Here is a 17,120-nt window from a genome sequence, read left to right as displayed (position 1 = left end):
ATTATTGTTATCACCAGCCGCCGGAGGACCCGCCCCCGCCGAAACTGCCACCGCCGCCGCTGAAGCCCCCGCCGCCTCCGCCGCCGCCAAATCCACCGCCACCAAAGCCGCCCCCTCCTCCGGAGCCGCCCCGGCCGGCGGGAAGGATACCGAGCATCTGGCAGACAAAAACAGTCAGGATGAACAACATCACCAGAAATACGAACAACGCCGGGTGCCGCGAGACGAAATCGTCCGCAGGATCGCCGGCCGATTCATACACCGTGAACGGTTCGTCCAGCGGATTGCCGCCGAGCACCACCAGCATCGCCGCGACACCGTCGCTGATGCCCTTGCTGAAATTGCCGGCCTTGAACGACGGCGTGATCACCTGATGAATGATCACCGAGCTCTGGGCGTCGGTCAGCCGGTCCTCCAGCCCGTAGCCGACTTCGATGCGTAATTTGCGCTCGTCCCGGGCGACGATCAACAGGGCGCCGTTGTTCTTGTCCTTCTGGCCGATGCCCCAATGCCGGCCGAGCTCGACGCCATAGTCCTCGATGGTGGCGCCTTGCAGATTCGGCAACGTCACCACCACCAACTGTTCGCCGGTCGCCTGCTCGTGGGCCTGCAATTGCTGGCTCAGTTGTGCGCGCACTGACGGCTCGATCATCTGCGCCTCGTCCACCACCCGCCCGGTCAGCGCCGGAAAGGTCAACTCGGCCCGGGCGCTGACGGCAAACAGCCACAGCATCAGCACCAGGCCCATCTTCAACACACGCATGGGCATCCCCGGCTCAGAACTTCACTTCCGGGGCCTTGTCCGCGCCGGGGCTGGTGGCTTCGAAGGTCTCGCGTATCGGCAAATTGCTGTACATCACGCTGTGCCACAGACGACCGGGAAAGGTGCGGATCTCGGTGTTGTATTTCTGCACCGCCAGAATGAAATCCCGACGCGCCACGGCGATGCGGTTTTCCGTACCCTCAAGTTGCGATTGCAGGGCGAGGAAGTTCTGGTTGGCTTTCAGGTCCGGATAACGTTCGGACACCACCATCAACCGGCTCAAGGCACCGGTCAGCTGATCCTGGGCCTGCTGGAACTGCTTGAGTTTTTCCGGATTGTCGAGCGTGCTGGCATCGACCTGGATCGACGTCGCCTTGGCCCGGGCCTCGATCACGGCGGTCAGGGTTGCTTCCTCGTGTTTGGCATAGCCCTTCACGGTTTCCACCAGATTGGGGATCAGGTCGGCACGCCGTTGATACTGGTTCTGCACCTGGCCCCAGGCAGCCTTGGCCTGTTCGTCGAGGGTGGGGATGTTGTTGATGCCGCAGGCGGTCAACAACGTGGCCAGCACCAGCAGGGTGGCGACCTGCAAACGCGAGCGGTAGACAGGACTGACATTCATCGGACGGGTGCTCCCTTGCACATTTCATGAATAATGAATCGCGAAACATTCTCAGCCGACGGTTGGGGCATAATCGCCCCCGCCACTGGATTGCGGCGGGCCGATGGGCTAAAAAGAGGCCCTGCGCGATCACGTCGCCGAAACGTTCGACGTACATTCGGCTGTCGTTTTCTGAATCAGCACCCGAACAACAATAGTCGCTCCCTACATTTTGGCTGGCCGGTGTTGTAACGCCGTTTAGGCCCTTGAGAAAACTATTCATGAAGAAGCTGTGTTTGCTGGGCCTGTTCGTCAGCCTGGCCAGTCATCAAGTACTGGCCGCCACGACCCCGGTCCCCCTGGAAAACAAGGATGCGTTCATCAGTAATCTGATGAAACAGATGACCCTCGATGAGAAAATCGGCCAGTTGCGCCTGATCAGCATCGGCCCGGAAATGCCCCGCGAGCTGATCCGCAAAGAGATCGCCGCCGGCAACATCGGCGGCACCTTCAATTCGATCACCCGCCCGGAAAACCGTCCGATGCAGGACGCGGCCATGCGCAGCCGGCTGAAGATTCCGATGTTTTTCGCGTACGACGTGATCCACGGTCACCGTACGATTTTCCCGATTCCGCTGGCGCTGGCCTCTAGCTGGGACATGGACGCCATCGGCCAGTCCGGGCGCGTTGCCGCCAAGGAAGCCGCCGCCGACAGCCTCGACATCACCTTCGCGCCGATGGTCGACATCTCCCGCGACCCGCGCTGGGGCCGCAGTTCCGAAGGTTTCGGTGAAGACACCTACCTGACCTCACGCATCGCCAAAGTCATGGTCAAGGCCTATCAGGGCGACACGCCGAGCGCGGCCGACAGCATCATGGCCAGCGTCAAGCACTTCGCCCTGTACGGCGCGGTCGAGGGCGGTCGCGACTACAACACCGTCGACATGAGCCCGGTGAAGATGTACCAGGACTACCTGCCACCGTACCGCGCAGCCATCGACGCTGGCGCCGGCGGCGTGATGGTGGCGTTGAACTCGATCAACGGCATCCCGGCCACCGCCAACACCTGGCTGATGAACGACCTGCTGCGCAAGGACTGGGGCTTCAAGGGCCTGGCGGTCAGCGACCACGGCGCGATCTTCGAACTGATCAAGCACGGCGTGGCCCGCGACGGTCGGGAAGCGGCGAAGCTGGCGATCAAGGCCGGCATCGACATGAGCATGAACGACACCCTGTACGGCAAAGAGCTGCCGGGACTGCTCAAGTCCGGCGAGATCGAACAGCAAGACATCGACAACGCCGTGCGTGAAGTCCTCGCCGCCAAGTACGACATGGGCCTGTTCAAGGACCCGTACCTGCGCATCGGCAAGGCTGAAGACGATCCGGCCGACACCTACGCCGAAAGTCGCCTGCACCGCGCCGACGCCCGTGAAGTGGCGCGTCGCAGCCTGGTGCTGCTGAAGAACCGGAACGAAACCCTGCCGCTGAAGAAAACCGCCAAAGTCGCGCTGGTCGGCCCGCTGGCCAAGGCCCCGATCGACATGATGGGCAGCTGGGCGGCCGCCGGTCGTCCGGCGCAATCGGTGACCCTGTTTGATGGCATGAGCAATGTGATCGGCGACAAGGCGAACCTGATCTACGCCCGTGGCGCCAACATCACCAGCGACAAGAAGGTGCTCGACTACCTGAACTTCCTCAATTTCGACGCGCCGGAAGTGGTCGATGACCCACGCCCGGCCAACGTGTTGATCGACGAAGCGGTGAAAGCCGCCAAGGACGCTGACGTGGTGGTCGCGGCCGTGGGCGAGTCCCGTGGCATGTCCCACGAATCGTCGAGCCGCACCGACCTGAACATCCCGGAAAACCAGCGCGAGCTGATCCGTGCCCTGAAAGCCACCGGCAAGCCGCTGGTGCTGGTGCTGATGAACGGTCGTCCGCTGACCATCCTCGAGGAGAAGGAACAGGCCGACGCGATTCTGGAAACCTGGTTCAGCGGCACCGAGGGCGGCAACGCCATCGCCGACGTGCTGTTCGGCGACTACAACCCGTCGGGCAAACTGCCGGTGACCTTCCCGCGTTCCGTGGGCCAGATCCCGACCTACTACAACCACCTGAGCATTGGCCGGCCGTTCACGCCGGGCAAACCGGGCAACTACACTTCGCAGTATTTCGATGACACCACCGGTCCCCTGTTCCCGTTTGGTTTCGGTCTGAGCTACACCGATTTCAGCCTGAGCGACATGGCGCTGTCCTCGACCACCCTGAACGCCACCGGCAAGCTCGACGCCAGTGTCATGGTCAAGAACACCGGCAAGCGTGACGGCGAAACCGTAGTGCAGCTGTATATCCAGGACGTCACCGGGTCGATGATCCGTCCGGTCAAGGAGCTGAAGAACTTCCAGAAAATCATGCTCAAGGCCGGCGAGCAGAAAGTCGTGCACTTCACCATCACCGAAGATGACCTGAAGTTCTACAACGCCCAGCTCAAGTACGCGGCCGAGCCTGGCAAGTTCAACGTGCAGATCGGCCTGGATTCCCAGGACGTGACGCAGCAGAGCTTTGAGTTGCTATAAGTAACACTGCGTAAACAATGTGGGAGCCGCCCGGACCAAGCCCGCTCCCACATTAGACTTATGGAATGCTCGGAATCAGAGTTATCCGCGTCTGTCGAGCAAGTTGACCACCACCCGATCCACCCAGCCCCAGATCCGCTGCTTCACCCGCCGCCACAGTGGCCGTTTCCGCCATTCCTCCAGACTCACCTGCTGACTCAGGCCGAAGTCCTTCTCGAAACTCGCCGCCACCGCTGCCGTCAATGACGGGTCCAGCGCTTCCAGATTCGCCTCAAGATTGAAGCGCAGATTCCAGTGATCGAAATTGCACGAACCGATGCTCACCCAGTCGTCCACCAGCACCATTTTCAGGTGCAGGAAACACGGCTGGTACTCGTAGATTTTCACCCCGGCCTTGAGCAGGCGCGGGTAGTAGCGATGCCCGGCATAACGCACCGACGGGTGATCGGTGCGCGGCCCGGTCAGCAGCAGGCGCACGTCGAGGCCACGGGCGGCGGCCTTGCGCAGGGAACGGCGGATCTTCCAGGTGGGCAGGAAGTACGGCGTGGCCAGCCAGATCCGCTGCTGGCCGCTGTTCAGCGCGCGGAACAGCGATTGCAGAATGTCGCGATGCTGGCGGGCGTCGGCGTAGGCCACGCGGCCCATGCCCTCGCCCGTGTCCGGCACGCGCGGCAATCGTGGCAGACCAAAATGCGCGTTGGGCCGCCAGGCCCGGCGATGGCGGTTGGCGATCCATTGACGGTCGAACAGCAGTTGCCAGTCGAGCACCAGCGGGCCGGTGATCTGCACCATGACCTCGTGCCATTCGCTGGTGTCATGGCCCGGCGTCCAGAACTCGTCGGTGACCCCGGTCCCGCCAACCACCGCCAGACGCTGGTCGACCAGCAACAGCTTGCGATGATCGCGATAGAAATTGCCGACCCAGCGCCGCCAGTTCAGCCGGTTGTAAAAACGCAGCTCGACCCCGGCTCCGGTCAGCCGCCGGCGCAACGTGAGGGTGAAGGCGAGGCTGCCGTAGTCGTCGAACAGGCAACGCACCCGCACGCCCCGCTCCGCCGCCAGCACCAGCGCCTGCACGATGGTTTCGGCACAGGCACCGGCCTCCACCAGATACAGCTCCAGTTCGATCTGCTCGCGGGCGCGGGCAATCTCGTCGAGCATGCGCGGGAAGAATTGCGGGCCGTCGATCAACAGCTCGAAGCGATTGCCATCACGCCACGGAAACACCGCGCCGCGCATGTCAGCGCGCCGTGAAGATCAGCACCGCACCCACCGGCACCGACAGACTGATGGCCGACAGGCCGGCCATGTTGCGCAGGCTTTCCAGCCCTGGCAGCAGATCGAAATCCTCGGCACTGATCACCAGCGGCTCCAGGGTCACCACCTGAAAGCGTCGGTCATCGAGGCGCGTGGCGAGCAGCTCGGCGGGGTATTCGTGCTGTTTGCCGTGCAGATTGACGGTCAGCGGCAGGCGCAATTCAAGCTGCGCGCCGGGGGCCAGATCGTTGATCGGGCGCAGGTCGATCTGGGTGGTGATGGTCGCTTCGGGGAATTGTTCGATCTGGAACAACTCCTTGCGCATGCGCTCGTCGCGCAGCGGGATGCCGCTGTTGATCGAGTCCAGTTCGACTTCGACCACGGCGCGGCCATCGGGATCGACCTTGCCGTGCAGCACCAGAAAACGCTGCACTTCGGACACGTTGGCGTTTTTCGTGCTGACGAACGACAGCCGCGACGACTCGCCGTCCAGATACCAGTTGGCCTGGGCCGGCAGCGCAGCGGCGCCCAGCAGCAGGCCGGCGAAGGCGTTGCACAGAGAACGGTTGAACATTGAAAACTCGTGGGGCCGATAAACGTGCACGAACCTTAACTGGCCTTGGCGTTATTGCAAACTGTCAGTCTGTGCAAACACTCAGGCCAATGCCTGCTGCACCTCGCCGATGGTCGACGCGAGGCTGTTGAGGTGCAGGCTCAGCACCCGTTCCACCGGCGCCTGATCCATTGGCCAGTGCAGCGCCATACTGCCGACCAGCCGCCCTTGCGCACGAATCGGCAACGCCACCGCGCGAATCAGGAACGGCAGGCGCACCGGGTATTCCCAATAACCTTCAGTGCGCTGGCCGAAGCCCTGATGCAAGGCTTGTTCGGTGGCCTGCAATACACCGTCATCCGCCAATTCGCGCTCGGCCAGACGTTTCACGTCCTGGCTGTCGAGTTCGCCAAGGCAGGCCCGGCCCATGGCCGAATGAAACAGGCTGGCGTGATGGCCAACGATCTGACAGTTGTTCGGATAGCGTTTGCGCAAGATCTGCGGAATCGCACTTTCCATCACTTCAACCCGTTCGCCGTCGAAGCACGACAGATCCGCCACCAGCCCGGTACGCTCGCTCAGCTCCAGCAGCATCGGCGCGGCGCTTTCCACCAGGTGGCGTTTGAAGCGTTGCTGTCGATCACCGAACAGCCGTTTGGCGCACAACCGGTAGCGGCGGTCGCTGAGGCCGCGATAGATCCAGCCCTGCTCCTGCAAGGTCGCGAGCATGCGCGACACCGTGGCCTTGGGCAGAGTCGTCAGGTAGTGCAACTCTTCCAGCCCCAACGCCTGATGCTCGCCGAGCAACTCGACGATGGCCAGCGCCCGTTCGACCGAGCGCACGCTACCGGTGTCTGCCTTGCTGCCCATGTGTTCGACCTCCATGGATACGGATGAAAGATCACTTCGTGCAGCAAGATGCGGGCCGCTCAGGCCGATTGCAGGCATGCCGGCGGTCGCCGGTCGACCCAGCGGGTCAGCTGTTCATGGGCGTATGCCAGTTGCAGCACCGCCCGATCCGCCTGGGCCGGGCCGATGATTTGCAGGCCCATCGGCAACCCGGCCGGGTTGAAACCGACCGGCACGCTGATGCTCGGCAACCCCGCCAACGTCGGGCCTATTACCACTTCCATCCAGCGGTGATAGGTGTCCATGGTCTGCCCGCCGACGACTCGCGGCCACGGCTGCTGTGCATCAAAAGGGAACACCTGGGCGGTGGGCAACAGCAGGAAATCGTAACGCTCGAACAACTCGCTCAACGCGCGATACCACTCGCTGCGCGCGACCGACGCCTGATAGACCTCGGCAGCGGTCAGACACAGACCGCCCTCGATTTCCCATTGTGCTTCGGGTTTGAGCAATGACCGTTTTTGCGGTTCGGCATAGGCGGCGCCAAGGCTGCCCTGCACCAGAAAATGCCGGTGCGTGAGCCAGGTCTGCCACAGGCGTTCCATGGAGAAGTCCGGCTGACAGGCCTCAACGTGACAACCCAGGGTGCTGAAATCCGCCAGCGCCGCTTCGCACAGGCTCAACACACCGTCGTCCATCGGCAGATAGCCGTTGTAATCGCCAAGCCAGCCGAGACGCAGGCCGTTGCAGTCCTGGTGCAGATCCAGGCCGAAGTCCCGTGGTTCATCGGCCAGCGACAGCGGCACGCGCGGATCGTAGCCGGCCTGGGTCGAGAGCAACCGCGCGACGTCGGTGACCGTGCGCCCCATCGGGCCTTCGGTGGCCAGTTGCTGGACGAACACTTCCGGCATCGGCCCATGGGGCACGCGGCCTTGGGACGGTCGGAAGCCGAACACGTTGTTGAACGCCGCCGGGTTGCGCAGCGAGCCCATCATGTCGCTGCCGTCGGCCACCGGCAGCAGACGCAGGGCCAGCGCCACCGCCGCCCCGCCGCTGCTGCCGCCGGCGATCAGGCTCGAATCGTAGGCGTTGGTGGTGGTGCCGAACACGCTGTTGTAGGTCTGCGAACCGAGGCCGAACTCCGGAACGTTACTCTTGCCGATGATGATCGCGCCGCCGTCGCGAACCCGCGCCACACTGATCGCATCGTGCTGCGGCACTTGCTCGGCGAACAGCGGCGAACCCAAGGTCGTGCGCAACCCGGCGGTGGCCGCCAGGTCCTTGATCGCCTGGGGCATGCCGTGCATCCAGCCTCGGGATTCGCCGCGATCCAGTTGCCGATCACACTCATCGGCCTCGCGCAGCAGCACGTCTTGCTGACGCAGAGAAACCAGCGCATTGACCGCCGGATTGAAGCGATCAATGTGCGTCAGGTAGGCCTGCATTACCTCGCGGCACGACACCTTGCGGGCATGGATCACCCGGGACAGCGCATCGGCGTCGAGGGCGACAATCGGATCAATGGCCAACGGACTCACGGTTTCACTCCCAGGTTGAGCGCAACGGATTTCTTCGCGCGTGGTGCCTCCTGCAAACAGTAGGTACCGAGCAGTGTCAGCAGGCAAGCGAACAACACATAGAACGACGGCGCCACCGGGGTGTTCAGAACTTTACTCAGCCAGGTGACGATCAGCGGCGCGAAACCACCGAACACCATCACCGCCACGTTGTAGGCCACCGACACGCCGGTGGAGCGCACTTCAATCGGGAATTGCTCGGCCAGTGCCGTCGGCGCCGGGCCGAAGAACCCGCCAATCGCCGCGCACAGCAGTAGTTGCATCACCAGCAGGCGCTCGATCGAAGGCGCTGCCGCGACCCACACATACAACGGATAAACCATGACGAAAAACGCCAGGGTGAAGGCCATCAGCACCGGCCGCCGACCGAGGCGATCCGACAGCGCGCCGGACAATGGAATCACCACGGTCATCAGCGCTACCGCGAGCATTTGCACCAGCAACACCTGATCCAGCGGCAGGCCGAGGTTCTTGTGGGCGAAGGTCGGCATGTTCACCAGCACCACGTAGAACGACACCGTCGCCCCGCACGCCAGGCCCATTGACACCAACAGGCTGCGGCGATGTTCGCGCAGTACCTGCCACAGGCCCGGCGCTGCGCCTTTGGCTTTCTTGCGCGCTTCGAGAAATTCTTCCGGCTCTTCCATGTGCTTGCGAATCCACAAGCCCACCGGGCCGATCAACAGGCCGAGCACGAACGGAATCCGCCAGCCCCAACTGTCCAGCGCCTCGGGGGAAAACAGGTGCGTGACCAGCGCCACCATCGCCGCGCCGCTGAACACCGCCAGGCATTGCCCGACCAGTTGCCACGAGCCGTACAAACCCTTGCGATGGGCCGGCGCGCTCTCTACCAGAAACGCCGTGGCGCTGGCGTATTCACCGCCCGTAGCGAAACCCTGGAGCATCCGCGCCACCACGATCAGCAACGGCGCGCCCATGCCGATGGCGGCGTAGTTCGGCGCGAACGCGATCAGGGCGATGGACACGGTCATCAGGCGGATGATCATTTGCATCGCCGCCTTGCGCCCTTTGCGGTCGGAGTAGATGCCGAGCAGGATGCCGCCCACCGGGCGCATGAAAAAGCCGACGCCGAAGGTCGCCAGCGCCATCAGCAGCGAGGCGTAGTCGTCGTCGGACGGGAAAAACTGCCGGGCGATGATGCTCGCCAGAAAGCCGTAAACGATGAAGTCGTACCATTCCAGGGCGTTGCCGATGACGGCGGCGACCACTTGCCGGGTGCGCGAAACGCCTGCGTTCGAAGTCTGCATGGGGATTCTCCAGAAGCTGTGGGTTGACCACGCAGGCACATGCGCACCTGCGTTCCAGCGGCAGCAAAAAGTGAAGAAATCAGGCCGGCTTGAGCCAGCTCTCGGTGAGCGCGCCCCAATACGCCGCGCCGGTCAGCAGAATGTCATCGTTAAAATCGTACGCCGGGTTATGCACCATCGGCCGCGCCACGCCGTTGCCGATGAACAGGTACGCGCCGGGGCAGCGCTGGAGCATCCAGGCGAAGTCTTCGCTGCCCATCAGTTTCGGAGTGTTGCCATCGACGGCATCGGCGCCCACCAGTTCGACGCCGACCTGACGAGCGAACTCGGTTTCGGCGGCGTGGTTGACCAGCACCGGGTAGGCCGGGCGGTGTTCGATGGTCGAGGTGCAGCCGAAGCTTTCGGCCTGGGACTCGATGATCGAGCGCACGCGGTCCAGTGTCTGAACGCGGACTTCGGCATTCAACGCACGCAGGCTCAGGCGCAGGATCGCCTGTTGCGGGATCACGTTCGCAGCCTCGCCGGCCTGCAATGCGCCGACCGTTACCACCGCCGCCTGCTGCGCATCGATATTGCGCGCGACCACGGTTTGCAAAGCCATCACCACACTGGCTGCGGCCACCAACGGATCCACCGCCAGATGCGGCATCGAGCCGTGACCGCCGACGCCTTCGATGGTCACCGTGAGCAAGTCCTGCGAAGCCATCATTGGCCCTTCGCGAAAGCCCAGATGTCCCGCCGGCAGGCCCGGCATGTTGTGCATGCCGAACAGCGCATCACACGGGAAGCGTTCGAGCAGGCCATCGGCAAGCATCGCTTCGGCGCCGCCCTGGCCCTCTTCGGCAGGCTGGAAAATCAGCGTCAGGGTGCCGTCGAACTGACGGGTCGCGGCCAGATAACGCGCCGCGCCGAGCAGCATCGCGGTGTGCCCGTCGTGGCCGCAGGCGTGCATGCAGCCTTGATGCCGGCTGCTGTAGGCGACGCCAGTGTTCTCGATGATCGGCAGCGCATCCATGTCGGCCCGCAGCCCGAGTCTGCGTGTGCTGCTGCCGTTGCGCAGCACGCCGACCACGCCGGTCTTGCCGACCCCGGTGTGAACTTCATAACCCCACTCTTCCAGCGACCTGGCGACCAGCGCCGAGGTGCGGCTTTCCTCGAAACCGAGTTCAGGGTGGGCGTGAATGTCCTGGCGGGTGGCGTGCAGGTCGCCGGCCACATCGTTGAGCCAGGCCAGAATGTGCTGATGTCGGGGCATGACGGATCTCCTCGCGCGGGTGTTCCCGGTCTTGTTGTTCGGTGTTGTTTCACGACACGTGAACGGCAGGTCGTGCTCACCACCAGATAACCGCGAGACACGCGAGAGGACAATCGAATGTGGTTCCACAGGGTGGAACCGGATCAGGGTTGCAGGCGACAGCCCTGGCGTTCGCCTAACCATTGGGCGCTGTTGCTGCGTCCCAGGCCGCTGGCGGTGACGATTTTTTGCGTGCGGTCATCGGTCAGTTCGCTGGGCAGCCACTGCTTCACGTAGCCCCGGCAATACTCGGCGTCGTTGTTTATCACGTAGCGACACGAACAATATTCCTTGGCGGTGTAGGCGCTGATGATGTCCGGGAAGGCCCACAGGTTTTCGCGCTCGTGCCAGCCCCAGCCCAACAGCACGATCAACAGCACCAGCAGGATGCGTCTGAACACTTTCATGGCCGCACCGCCCCGAGCACGCGCTTGAGCAATTCGTTGTGGCGATAGCTGCCGTCGCGGTCATCGGCGTAGCGCACGATCAGCAGTTTTTCGCTCGGGATCACGTACAGCGCCTGGCCCCAGTGGCCGAGGGCGGCGAAGGTGTCGGGCGGTGCGTCGGGCCATGGAGAGGGCGCGCCGTCTGCCGGGCGATTGAGCCACCACTGGCCGCCGGGCACGGCTTCGTCCTGATGAGCCTTGTAGCCGGCGAAGGGTTGGCGGTTGAAGGCGACCCAATCCTTGGGCAGCAACTGCCGGTCGTTCCAGCGTCCGTCCCGTTCCATCAGCAGACCGATTCGCGCCAGATCCCGGGCCGTCATATAGGCATAGGAGGAGGCGACGAAGGTGCCCGTCGCGTCGGTTTCCCACGTGGCATGGCGTATGCCCAAGGGATCGAAAAGCGCTGTCCACGGATAGTCCGGATAACGTTGCGGACCGACGATGGTTTTCAGCGCCGCTGCCAACAGATTGCTGTCGCCGCTGGAGTAGCGGAACGCCTGGCCCGCTGGCGCGTAGCGGTCGTGATCAGCGGTGAAGGCGGCCATGTCGCGGTGGCCACGGGTGTAGAGCATCGCCACCACTGAGGATTTCAACGGGGCGTATTCATAGTCTTCCTGCCAGTCGATGCCCGAGGCCCAGTGCAGCAGATCCTTGATCGTGACGGCCGGGTGTTTTTCCAGCAACGGGTAATATTTCGCGGCCGGGTCATCGAGCTTGAACAGGCCTTCGCCGTACGCCACGCCGAGCACCGTGGCCATCAGGCTTTTGCTGATCGACCAGGTCAGGTGCGGGGTGTCGGCGGTGGTCGCAGCGGCGTAGCGTTCGTAGATGAGCTGGCCGTCGCGGATCACCAGCAAGGCGTCGGTGCGGATGCCTTTGCGGGTGTTGTCATCGCGGGTCGGGAAGGCATAGGCCTCCAATGCATCGACGGCCGGGCCGGTAAATTTCGGGCCGCTCGGCCATTGCTCGCCCGGCCATTGTTCGGCCTGAACCGTGAAGCTGATCAGCAGCAGAAACAGGGACAGGCCTTTGAACATGGTGAGGGCTCTGGGGATGAACCTGAGAAGACTAGCCGGCGTTCATGACAGATGTGTTTTGGTTTGCCGCCAACGCCTTGGTCAGACGCTTGGCCCGCGCGCCAGCTGCCAGTTGCATGACCGACTGATCGCGCTGCCACATCGCCGCCCACTCAGGATTGCCGTCGCGCAGGGCTTGATCGACTTCCGTTTTAAGCCCGTCGAACTGCGCAAACAATCCGCCGAGCAACACATGCCCGGCGGGATTGTTCGGCGGCTGGCGACTGACCTCCGCGCACCCGGCCAGCAGCGCCAGCAAGCGCAATTGCAGCGGCTGCGACCAGCCGCTGTCCTGACCGACGCCGTACAACCACGCGGTCATTGCACTCAACACGTAAACGTCTTCAAGGGTGCGGAACGGCTTGACGTAAGCATCCCAGCCATCCCCCGCGAGCAACTCGCACAACGCATCGTCGAGATGCAGCCGGCCATGGCTGACGTCCGGCATCAACGGCAGCGCCGGGAGTTTTTCCACCCGCACGCCGGGTTCGCCGGGGTACACCACCGCCAGGCTCAGGCGCGGTGATTCGCCGGGTTGTTCACTGCGCGCGGCGATCAGCAGCCAGTCCGCCGCATCGCCGGCGGTGACGAAATCCTTTTGCCCGGTGAGGCGCAGATCCGTGAGCCGGGTCTGCATGTCCGCCGGGCGCAGGCTGCGCTGCTCGGTCGCACACATCGCGCCGAGGCTCGGCGGCGCGCTCGGCCAGAGCATGCGCAACGCCGCCTGATAACCCACCAGAAACGCCAGCCCCGGCGTCGCCATTCGCCGCCCTCCCGCCACCGCCAGTTCGAACGGCGTCACGCTACCCAGTTGCTGCAGCAACGTGGCGAAGCCCTCCGCCAGATCGGCAACGGCGGGCAGGCGTTCGCGGCATTCAAGCAGGGTCGACCAGGTCATCAGAGGCTCCTCGTGGGCTGTCATATAAGCATCACCAAACATTCATGGCGATGACACCGGGGCTACATAGCCTGACTTTGCACAACACGGCTGCATAAAGAAAGTCGATCGGCTGCAACCCATGACGGGTTCAAGGCCCGTACGGAGATTCACATGACTCAGATCGCCCGCATCAGCGACACCGGCAATGAACGCCGCCTGCAAGCCGAACGCCTGATCGGCGCCGAGGCCTTGCAGCAAGCCCAGGCCTTGCGCTTCAACGTGTTCAGCGGCGAGTTCAACGCCAAGCTGAACGGCGCGGAGCTGGGTCTGGACATGGATGACTATGATGTTCACTGCAGCCACATCGGCGTGCGTGACCTGAACACCGGCCGCCTGGTGGCGACCACCCGTTTGCTCGATCACACCGCCGCCAGCAGCCTGGGCAGGTTCTACAGCGAAGAAGAATTCAGCCTGCACGGCCTCGCGCATCTGCAAGGCCCGATCCTGGAAATCGGCCGCACCTGCGTCGACCCGGCCTACCGCAACGGCGGCACCATCGCCGTGCTCTGGGGCGAGCTGGCCGAAGTGCTGAATCAGGGCGGCTACAGCTATCTGATGGGTTGCGCGAGCATCCCGATGCAGGACGGCGGCATACAGGCCCACGCGATCATGCAGCGCCTGCGCGAACGCTATCTGTGCACCGAACATCTGCGCGCCGAGCCGAAGAATCCGCTGCCGAGCCTCGACATTCCGTCGAACGTGATCGCCGAAATGCCGCCGCTGCTCAAGGCTTACATGCGCCTGGGCGCGAAGATCTGCGGCGAGCCGTGCTGGGACGAAGACTTCCAGGTCGCCGACGTGTTCATCCTGCTCAAGCGCGACGAACTCTGCCCGCGCTACGCCAAGCACTTCAAGGCGGCCGTGTGATGAGCCGGCTGCGGGTGTACGCGCGGATCGCGCGAGTGCTGCTGGTGGTGACGCTGGGCTTGAGCATGGCCAGTGTCTTCGGAGTATTCGAACGTCTGGGGCTGGCCCATTCGATGGAGCGTCGGCAGCGCTGGTCGCGGTTTTTCATGGCGCGTCTGAGCAATGCCCTGCCCTTTCGCGTGACCGTCCACGGTGAGCTGCCGAAACAGCCGATGCTGTGGGTCAGCAACCATGTGTCGTGGACCGACATTCCGCTGCTCGGGATGCTCACGCCGCTGTCGTTTCTGTCCAAGGCCGAAGTGCGCACCTGGCCGGTGGCCGGCTGGCTCGCGGCGAAGGCCGGCAGCCTGTTCATCCGTCGCGGTTCGGGCGACAGCCAGTTGATCCGCAAACAGATGACCCGTCACCTGCAAACCGATCATCCGCTGCTGATGTTCCCGGAAGGCACCACCACCGATGGCCGTTCGCTGCGTACCTTTCATGGTCGTTTGCTGTCGGCCGCAATCGATTCCGAGGTGAAGCTGCAACCGGTGGCGATCCGTTACCTGCGCGACGGCAAGATCGATTCGCTGGCGCCGTTCATTGGTGACGATGATCTGCTTTCGCACCTGATGCGTCTGTTCAGCAATGACTGCGGCGATGTCGAAATCCATCTGCTCAAGCCGATTGCCTGCCAGGGCCGGGAGCGCGCGGCATTGGCGTACGAGGCCCAGCAAGCGGTGCAGAAAGCCTTGTTCGGTGATGTGGTCAAACCGGTCGAAGCGCAACACGCCCGCGATCTGATCGCTGCCTGATCGGCGACGTCTGCCTACAGCTGCCGGCCGGCAAAGTCCTGCAGCTGTGGGTAGAACAAGCGGAAGTCTTCGCTCAACGGTTCATACAACCGCCGCAACTCCTCCATCGCCCCCGCCAGTTCTTCAGGCCGGGTCAGGCGCCGGGAGATCCCTCGTAACACCTGCTCCAGCACTTCGAACTCCTGATACGAACCCAACCAGTCATTGGCCACCATGTGCGGGGCGATCTTCGCCAGGCGCTCGGGCAATTGCCGCTCGTTCGACAGCACGCGGTAAACGTCGGTGGTGAATTGGCCGAGCGGCCGATCGGCGTACTGCGTCCAGTCGCGGGCCAGGCAATGGTCGAAAAACACGTCGAGGACGATGCCCGCGTAACGGCGGCGAGTCGTTGAAAAGCGCGCCAGTGAGGCATCCACCAATGGGTGGCGATCGGTGAACACGTCGATTTGCCGATGCAGGGCAATCGCCGCTTCGATCTCCGCGTCGAACTGTCCTTGCAGCCGCCCTTTGACGAAATCGCCATACAGACTGCCGAGCAGTTGACCGGGGCGCTGGCCACCGAGGTGTAAATGTGCGAGATAGTTCATGGGCGCAGCTTAGCACCGCGCCCGCGGTTGTTTACACCTCACATATCGTTATAACCCGATATACCGATTTAAGCGGTCGTCAGATCAAATTCATATTGGTGTATCGCGAAGTACCGATATAAAGTTCGCCTCATCGCGATATAGCGCTACACACATCACGAGCACCCAGCCATGAACATTGACCTCGACGAAATAATAAAAGCCCTGGCACACCCAGTACGGCGAGACATCCTCAACTGGCTGAAAGACCCGAAGGCCCAGTTTCCGGAACAGATCCACAACCACGAGTACGGCATCTGCGCCGGGCAGATCGATCAACGCTGCGGCCTGTCGCAATCGACCGTTTCCGCCCACCTGGCCACCTTGCAACGGGCCGGGCTGATCAGCAGCCAGAAAGCCGGTCAGTGGCACTTTTTCAAACGTAACGAGGACGTGATCCAGGCGTTCCTCAGCACCCTCAGCAAAGAGCTCTGACCCTTAACGTCAGCCAGCCAAAAGGATTAAACGATGCCCCTCTCGCTACTCATACTCGCCTTGAGCGCCTTCGCCATCGGCACCACCGAGTTCGTCATCATGGGCCTGCTGCCCAATGTCGCGGCTGACCTCGGTGTGTCGATTCCCGGCGCCGGCTGGCTGGTGACCGGTTACGCCCTGGGCGTGGCGATTGGTGCACCGTTCATGGCAATGGCCACTGCAAAACTGCCGCGCAAGGCTGCACTGGTTACGCTGATGGGCATCTTCATTATCGGCAACCTGCTCTGCGCCATCGCCACTGATTACAACGTGCTGATGTTCGCCCGAGTGGTCACTGCCCTCTGCCACGGTGCGTTCTTCGGCATCGGTTCGGTGGTCGCGGCCAATCTGGTGGCACCGAACAAACGCGCCTCGGCCGTGGCCCTGATGTTCACCGGCCTGACCCTGGCCAACGTGCTGGGTGTACCGCTGGGCACCGCCCTCGGTCAGGAAGCCGGCTGGCGCTCGACCTTCTGGGCAGTGACCGTGATCGGTGTGATCGCGCTGATCGGCCTGATCCGCTTCCTGCCGGCCAAACGTGACGAAGAAAAACTCGACATGCGCGCCGAACTGGCCGCCCTCAAGGGCGCCGGCATCTGGCTGTCGCTGAGCATGACCGCGCTGTTCGCCGCTTCAGTATTCACTCTGTTCACTTACGTCGCGCCGTTGCTGGGCGATGTCACCGGTGTCTCGCCCCGTGGCGTGACCTGGACCCTGATGCTCATCGGCCTGGGCCTGACCGTCGGCAACATCATCGGCGGCAAACTGGCCGACAAGGGCCTGGCCGCGACGCTGATCGGCGTGTTCATCGCCATGGCCGTGACCTCTACCGTCCTGACCTGGACCAGCATCGCGCTGATCCCCACCGAAATCACCCTGTTCCTCTGGGCTACCGCGTGTTTCGCCGCCGTGCCGGCCCTGCAAGTGAACGTCGTGACCTACGGCCAGGCCGCACCGAACCTGGTGTCGACCCTGAACATCGGCGCCTTCAACGTCGGCAACGCCCTCGGCGCCTGGGTCGGCGGCAGCGTCATCGCCCACGGCTACGGCCTGACCAGCGTGCCTCTCGCCGCTGCTGCGCTGGCTGTCCTGGCCCTGCTGGTGACCCTGATCACATTCCGCCAGAACGGCAATCCCGAGCTGGCCACCGCTAACTGATTCA

At 63.2% G+C, this 17,120-nt stretch carries 17 protein-coding genes; 5 read left to right on the top strand and 12 right to left on the bottom strand.

Annotated elements, in window-relative coordinates:
* Positions 1-10: 10 nt before the first annotated feature.
* Positions 11-763 carry a TPM domain-containing protein gene (locus tag ACTJK9_RS13690; protein ID WP_440814349.1) on the bottom strand — a complete coding sequence of 251 codons (753 nt, stop codon included), beginning with the start codon at positions 761-763 and terminating at the stop codon, positions 11-13.
* A gap of 13 nt (positions 764-776) precedes the next feature.
* Positions 777-1,385: a LemA family protein gene (locus ACTJK9_RS13685; RefSeq protein ID WP_039771481.1), complete on the bottom strand. Its 609-nt coding sequence runs from the start codon at positions 1,383-1,385 to the stop codon at positions 777-779.
* A gap of 260 nt (positions 1,386-1,645) precedes the next feature.
* Between ACTJK9_RS13685 and bglX the strand changes: the two genes are divergently transcribed.
* Complete coding sequence (gene bglX / locus ACTJK9_RS13680; RefSeq protein WP_085647872.1) at positions 1,646-3,937, top strand: beta-glucosidase BglX; 2,292 nt, start codon at positions 1,646-1,648, stop codon at positions 3,935-3,937.
* Between the two features lie 81 nt (positions 3,938-4,018).
* Here bglX and ACTJK9_RS13675 read toward each other — a convergent pair whose 3' ends face one another.
* The 9 genes from ACTJK9_RS13675 to ACTJK9_RS13635 form a co-directional block, all read right to left on the bottom strand.
* Entirely contained in the window at positions 4,019-5,176 is a 1,158-nt protein-coding gene (locus ACTJK9_RS13675) for a phospholipase D-like domain-containing protein (protein ID WP_064594021.1), read from the bottom strand.
* A 1-nt stretch (position 5,177) separates the two neighbouring features.
* Positions 5,178-5,768 carry a YceI family protein gene (locus tag ACTJK9_RS13670; RefSeq protein ID WP_085605441.1) on the bottom strand — a complete coding sequence of 197 codons (591 nt, stop codon included), beginning with the start codon at positions 5,766-5,768 and terminating at the stop codon, positions 5,178-5,180.
* 81 nt (positions 5,769-5,849) lie between these two features.
* Positions 5,850-6,617 carry an IclR family transcriptional regulator gene (locus tag ACTJK9_RS13665; RefSeq protein ID WP_085612394.1) on the bottom strand — a complete coding sequence of 256 codons (768 nt, stop codon included), beginning with the start codon at positions 6,615-6,617 and terminating at the stop codon, positions 5,850-5,852.
* Between the two features lie 59 nt (positions 6,618-6,676).
* Positions 6,677-8,134, bottom strand: coding sequence for an amidase (locus ACTJK9_RS13660; RefSeq protein WP_440814345.1), 1,458 nt, complete (start codon positions 8,132-8,134; stop codon positions 6,677-6,679).
* Positions 8,131-9,441 (bottom strand): citrate-proton symporter, encoded by a 1,311-nt coding sequence (locus tag ACTJK9_RS13655; RefSeq protein ID WP_221398880.1) that lies wholly within the window; start codon positions 9,439-9,441, stop codon positions 8,131-8,133. The genes ACTJK9_RS13660 and ACTJK9_RS13655 overlap by 4 nt, the downstream gene beginning before the upstream one ends.
* 79 nt (positions 9,442-9,520) lie before the next feature.
* Complete coding sequence (locus tag ACTJK9_RS13650) at positions 9,521-10,696, bottom strand: M20 aminoacylase family protein (protein ID WP_064594011.1); 1,176 nt, start codon at positions 10,694-10,696, stop codon at positions 9,521-9,523.
* A 143-nt stretch (positions 10,697-10,839) separates the two neighbouring features.
* Positions 10,840-11,142, bottom strand: coding sequence for an amidase (locus ACTJK9_RS13645; protein WP_440814340.1), 303 nt, complete (start codon positions 11,140-11,142; stop codon positions 10,840-10,842).
* Positions 11,139-12,218 carry a serine hydrolase domain-containing protein gene (locus ACTJK9_RS13640; RefSeq protein WP_440814337.1) on the bottom strand — a complete coding sequence of 360 codons (1,080 nt, stop codon included), beginning with the start codon at positions 12,216-12,218 and terminating at the stop codon, positions 11,139-11,141. The genes ACTJK9_RS13645 and ACTJK9_RS13640 overlap by 4 nt, the downstream gene beginning before the upstream one ends.
* A 31-nt stretch (positions 12,219-12,249) precedes the next feature.
* Positions 12,250-13,155: an acyl-CoA dehydrogenase gene (locus ACTJK9_RS13635; protein WP_440814334.1), complete on the bottom strand. Its 906-nt coding sequence runs from the start codon at positions 13,153-13,155 to the stop codon at positions 12,250-12,252.
* Positions 13,156-13,308: 153 nt separating this feature from the next.
* Here ACTJK9_RS13635 and olsB point away from each other — a divergent pair, with 153 nt between their 5' ends.
* A complete protein-coding gene (gene olsB / locus ACTJK9_RS13630) occupies positions 13,309-14,064 on the top strand; it encodes an L-ornithine N(alpha)-acyltransferase (RefSeq protein ID WP_440814331.1) in 756 nt (251 codons plus the stop codon).
* Entirely contained in the window at positions 14,064-14,858 is a 795-nt protein-coding gene (locus ACTJK9_RS13625; RefSeq protein WP_085612389.1) for a lysophospholipid acyltransferase family protein, read from the top strand. The genes olsB and ACTJK9_RS13625 overlap by 1 nt, the downstream gene beginning before the upstream one ends.
* Before the next feature lie 14 nt (positions 14,859-14,872).
* Here the strand turns inward: ACTJK9_RS13625 and ACTJK9_RS13620 are convergent, their stop codons facing one another.
* Positions 14,873-15,445 carry an ACP phosphodiesterase gene (locus tag ACTJK9_RS13620; protein WP_440814327.1) on the bottom strand — a complete coding sequence of 191 codons (573 nt, stop codon included), beginning with the start codon at positions 15,443-15,445 and terminating at the stop codon, positions 14,873-14,875.
* A gap of 171 nt (positions 15,446-15,616) precedes the next feature.
* On the opposite strand from ACTJK9_RS13620, the gene ACTJK9_RS13615 reads away from it, so the two are divergent.
* Both ACTJK9_RS13615 and ACTJK9_RS13610 read left to right on the top strand, forming a co-directional pair.
* Positions 15,617-15,919 carry an ArsR/SmtB family transcription factor gene (locus ACTJK9_RS13615; protein ID WP_007957866.1) on the top strand — a complete coding sequence of 101 codons (303 nt, stop codon included), beginning with the start codon at positions 15,617-15,619 and terminating at the stop codon, positions 15,917-15,919.
* Between the two features lie 33 nt (positions 15,920-15,952).
* Positions 15,953-17,116: an MFS transporter gene (locus tag ACTJK9_RS13610; RefSeq protein WP_011332833.1), complete on the top strand. Its 1,164-nt coding sequence runs from the start codon at positions 15,953-15,955 to the stop codon at positions 17,114-17,116.
* Positions 17,117-17,120 lie beyond the last annotated feature (4 nt).

Source organism: Pseudomonas sp. 22082 (assembly GCF_052046055.1).
In the GTDB taxonomy this organism is placed as follows: Bacteria; Pseudomonadota; Gammaproteobacteria; order Pseudomonadales; family Pseudomonadaceae; genus Aquipseudomonas; species Aquipseudomonas pharyngis.
This window is presented reverse-complemented; position numbering and strand designations above follow the sequence as displayed.

What these genes read in the sequence shown, in the direction of transcription:
- ACTJK9_RS13625 (WP_085612389.1), top strand. Translation starts at nt 14,064, where the DNA reads ATGAGCCGGCTGCGGGTGTACGCGCGGATCGCGCGAGTGCTGCTGGTG.
- olsB (WP_440814331.1), top strand. Translation starts at nt 13,309, where the DNA reads ATGACTCAGATCGCCCGCATCAGCGACACCGGCAATGAACGCCGCCTG.
- ACTJK9_RS13615 (WP_007957866.1), top strand. Translation starts at nt 15,617, where the DNA reads ATGAACATTGACCTCGACGAAATAATAAAAGCCCTGGCACACCCAGTA.
- ACTJK9_RS13635 (WP_440814334.1), bottom strand. Translation starts at nt 13,155, where the DNA reads ATGACCTGGTCGACCCTGCTTGAATGCCGCGAACGCCTGCCCGCCGTT.
- ACTJK9_RS13655 (WP_221398880.1), bottom strand. Translation starts at nt 9,441, where the DNA reads ATGCAGACTTCGAACGCAGGCGTTTCGCGCACCCGGCAAGTGGTCGCC.
- ACTJK9_RS13670 (WP_085605441.1), bottom strand. Translation starts at nt 5,768, where the DNA reads ATGTTCAACCGTTCTCTGTGCAACGCCTTCGCCGGCCTGCTGCTGGGC.
- bglX (WP_085647872.1), top strand. Translation starts at nt 1,646, where the DNA reads ATGAAGAAGCTGTGTTTGCTGGGCCTGTTCGTCAGCCTGGCCAGTCAT.
- ACTJK9_RS13685 (WP_039771481.1), bottom strand. Translation starts at nt 1,385, where the DNA reads ATGAATGTCAGTCCTGTCTACCGCTCGCGTTTGCAGGTCGCCACCCTG.
- ACTJK9_RS13665 (WP_085612394.1), bottom strand. Translation starts at nt 6,617, where the DNA reads ATGGGCAGCAAGGCAGACACCGGTAGCGTGCGCTCGGTCGAACGGGCG.
- ACTJK9_RS13690 (WP_440814349.1), bottom strand. Translation starts at nt 763, where the DNA reads ATGCGTGTGTTGAAGATGGGCCTGGTGCTGATGCTGTGGCTGTTTGCC.
- ACTJK9_RS13640 (WP_440814337.1), bottom strand. Translation starts at nt 12,218, where the DNA reads ATGTTCAAAGGCCTGTCCCTGTTTCTGCTGCTGATCAGCTTCACGGTT.
- ACTJK9_RS13650 (WP_064594011.1), bottom strand. Translation starts at nt 10,696, where the DNA reads ATGCCCCGACATCAGCACATTCTGGCCTGGCTCAACGATGTGGCCGGC.
- ACTJK9_RS13675 (WP_064594021.1), bottom strand. Translation starts at nt 5,176, where the DNA reads ATGCGCGGCGCGGTGTTTCCGTGGCGTGATGGCAATCGCTTCGAGCTG.
- ACTJK9_RS13610 (WP_011332833.1), top strand. Translation starts at nt 15,953, where the DNA reads ATGCCCCTCTCGCTACTCATACTCGCCTTGAGCGCCTTCGCCATCGGC.
- ACTJK9_RS13645 (WP_440814340.1), bottom strand. Translation starts at nt 11,142, where the DNA reads ATGAAAGTGTTCAGACGCATCCTGCTGGTGCTGTTGATCGTGCTGTTG.
- ACTJK9_RS13620 (WP_440814327.1), bottom strand. Translation starts at nt 15,445, where the DNA reads ATGAACTATCTCGCACATTTACACCTCGGTGGCCAGCGCCCCGGTCAA.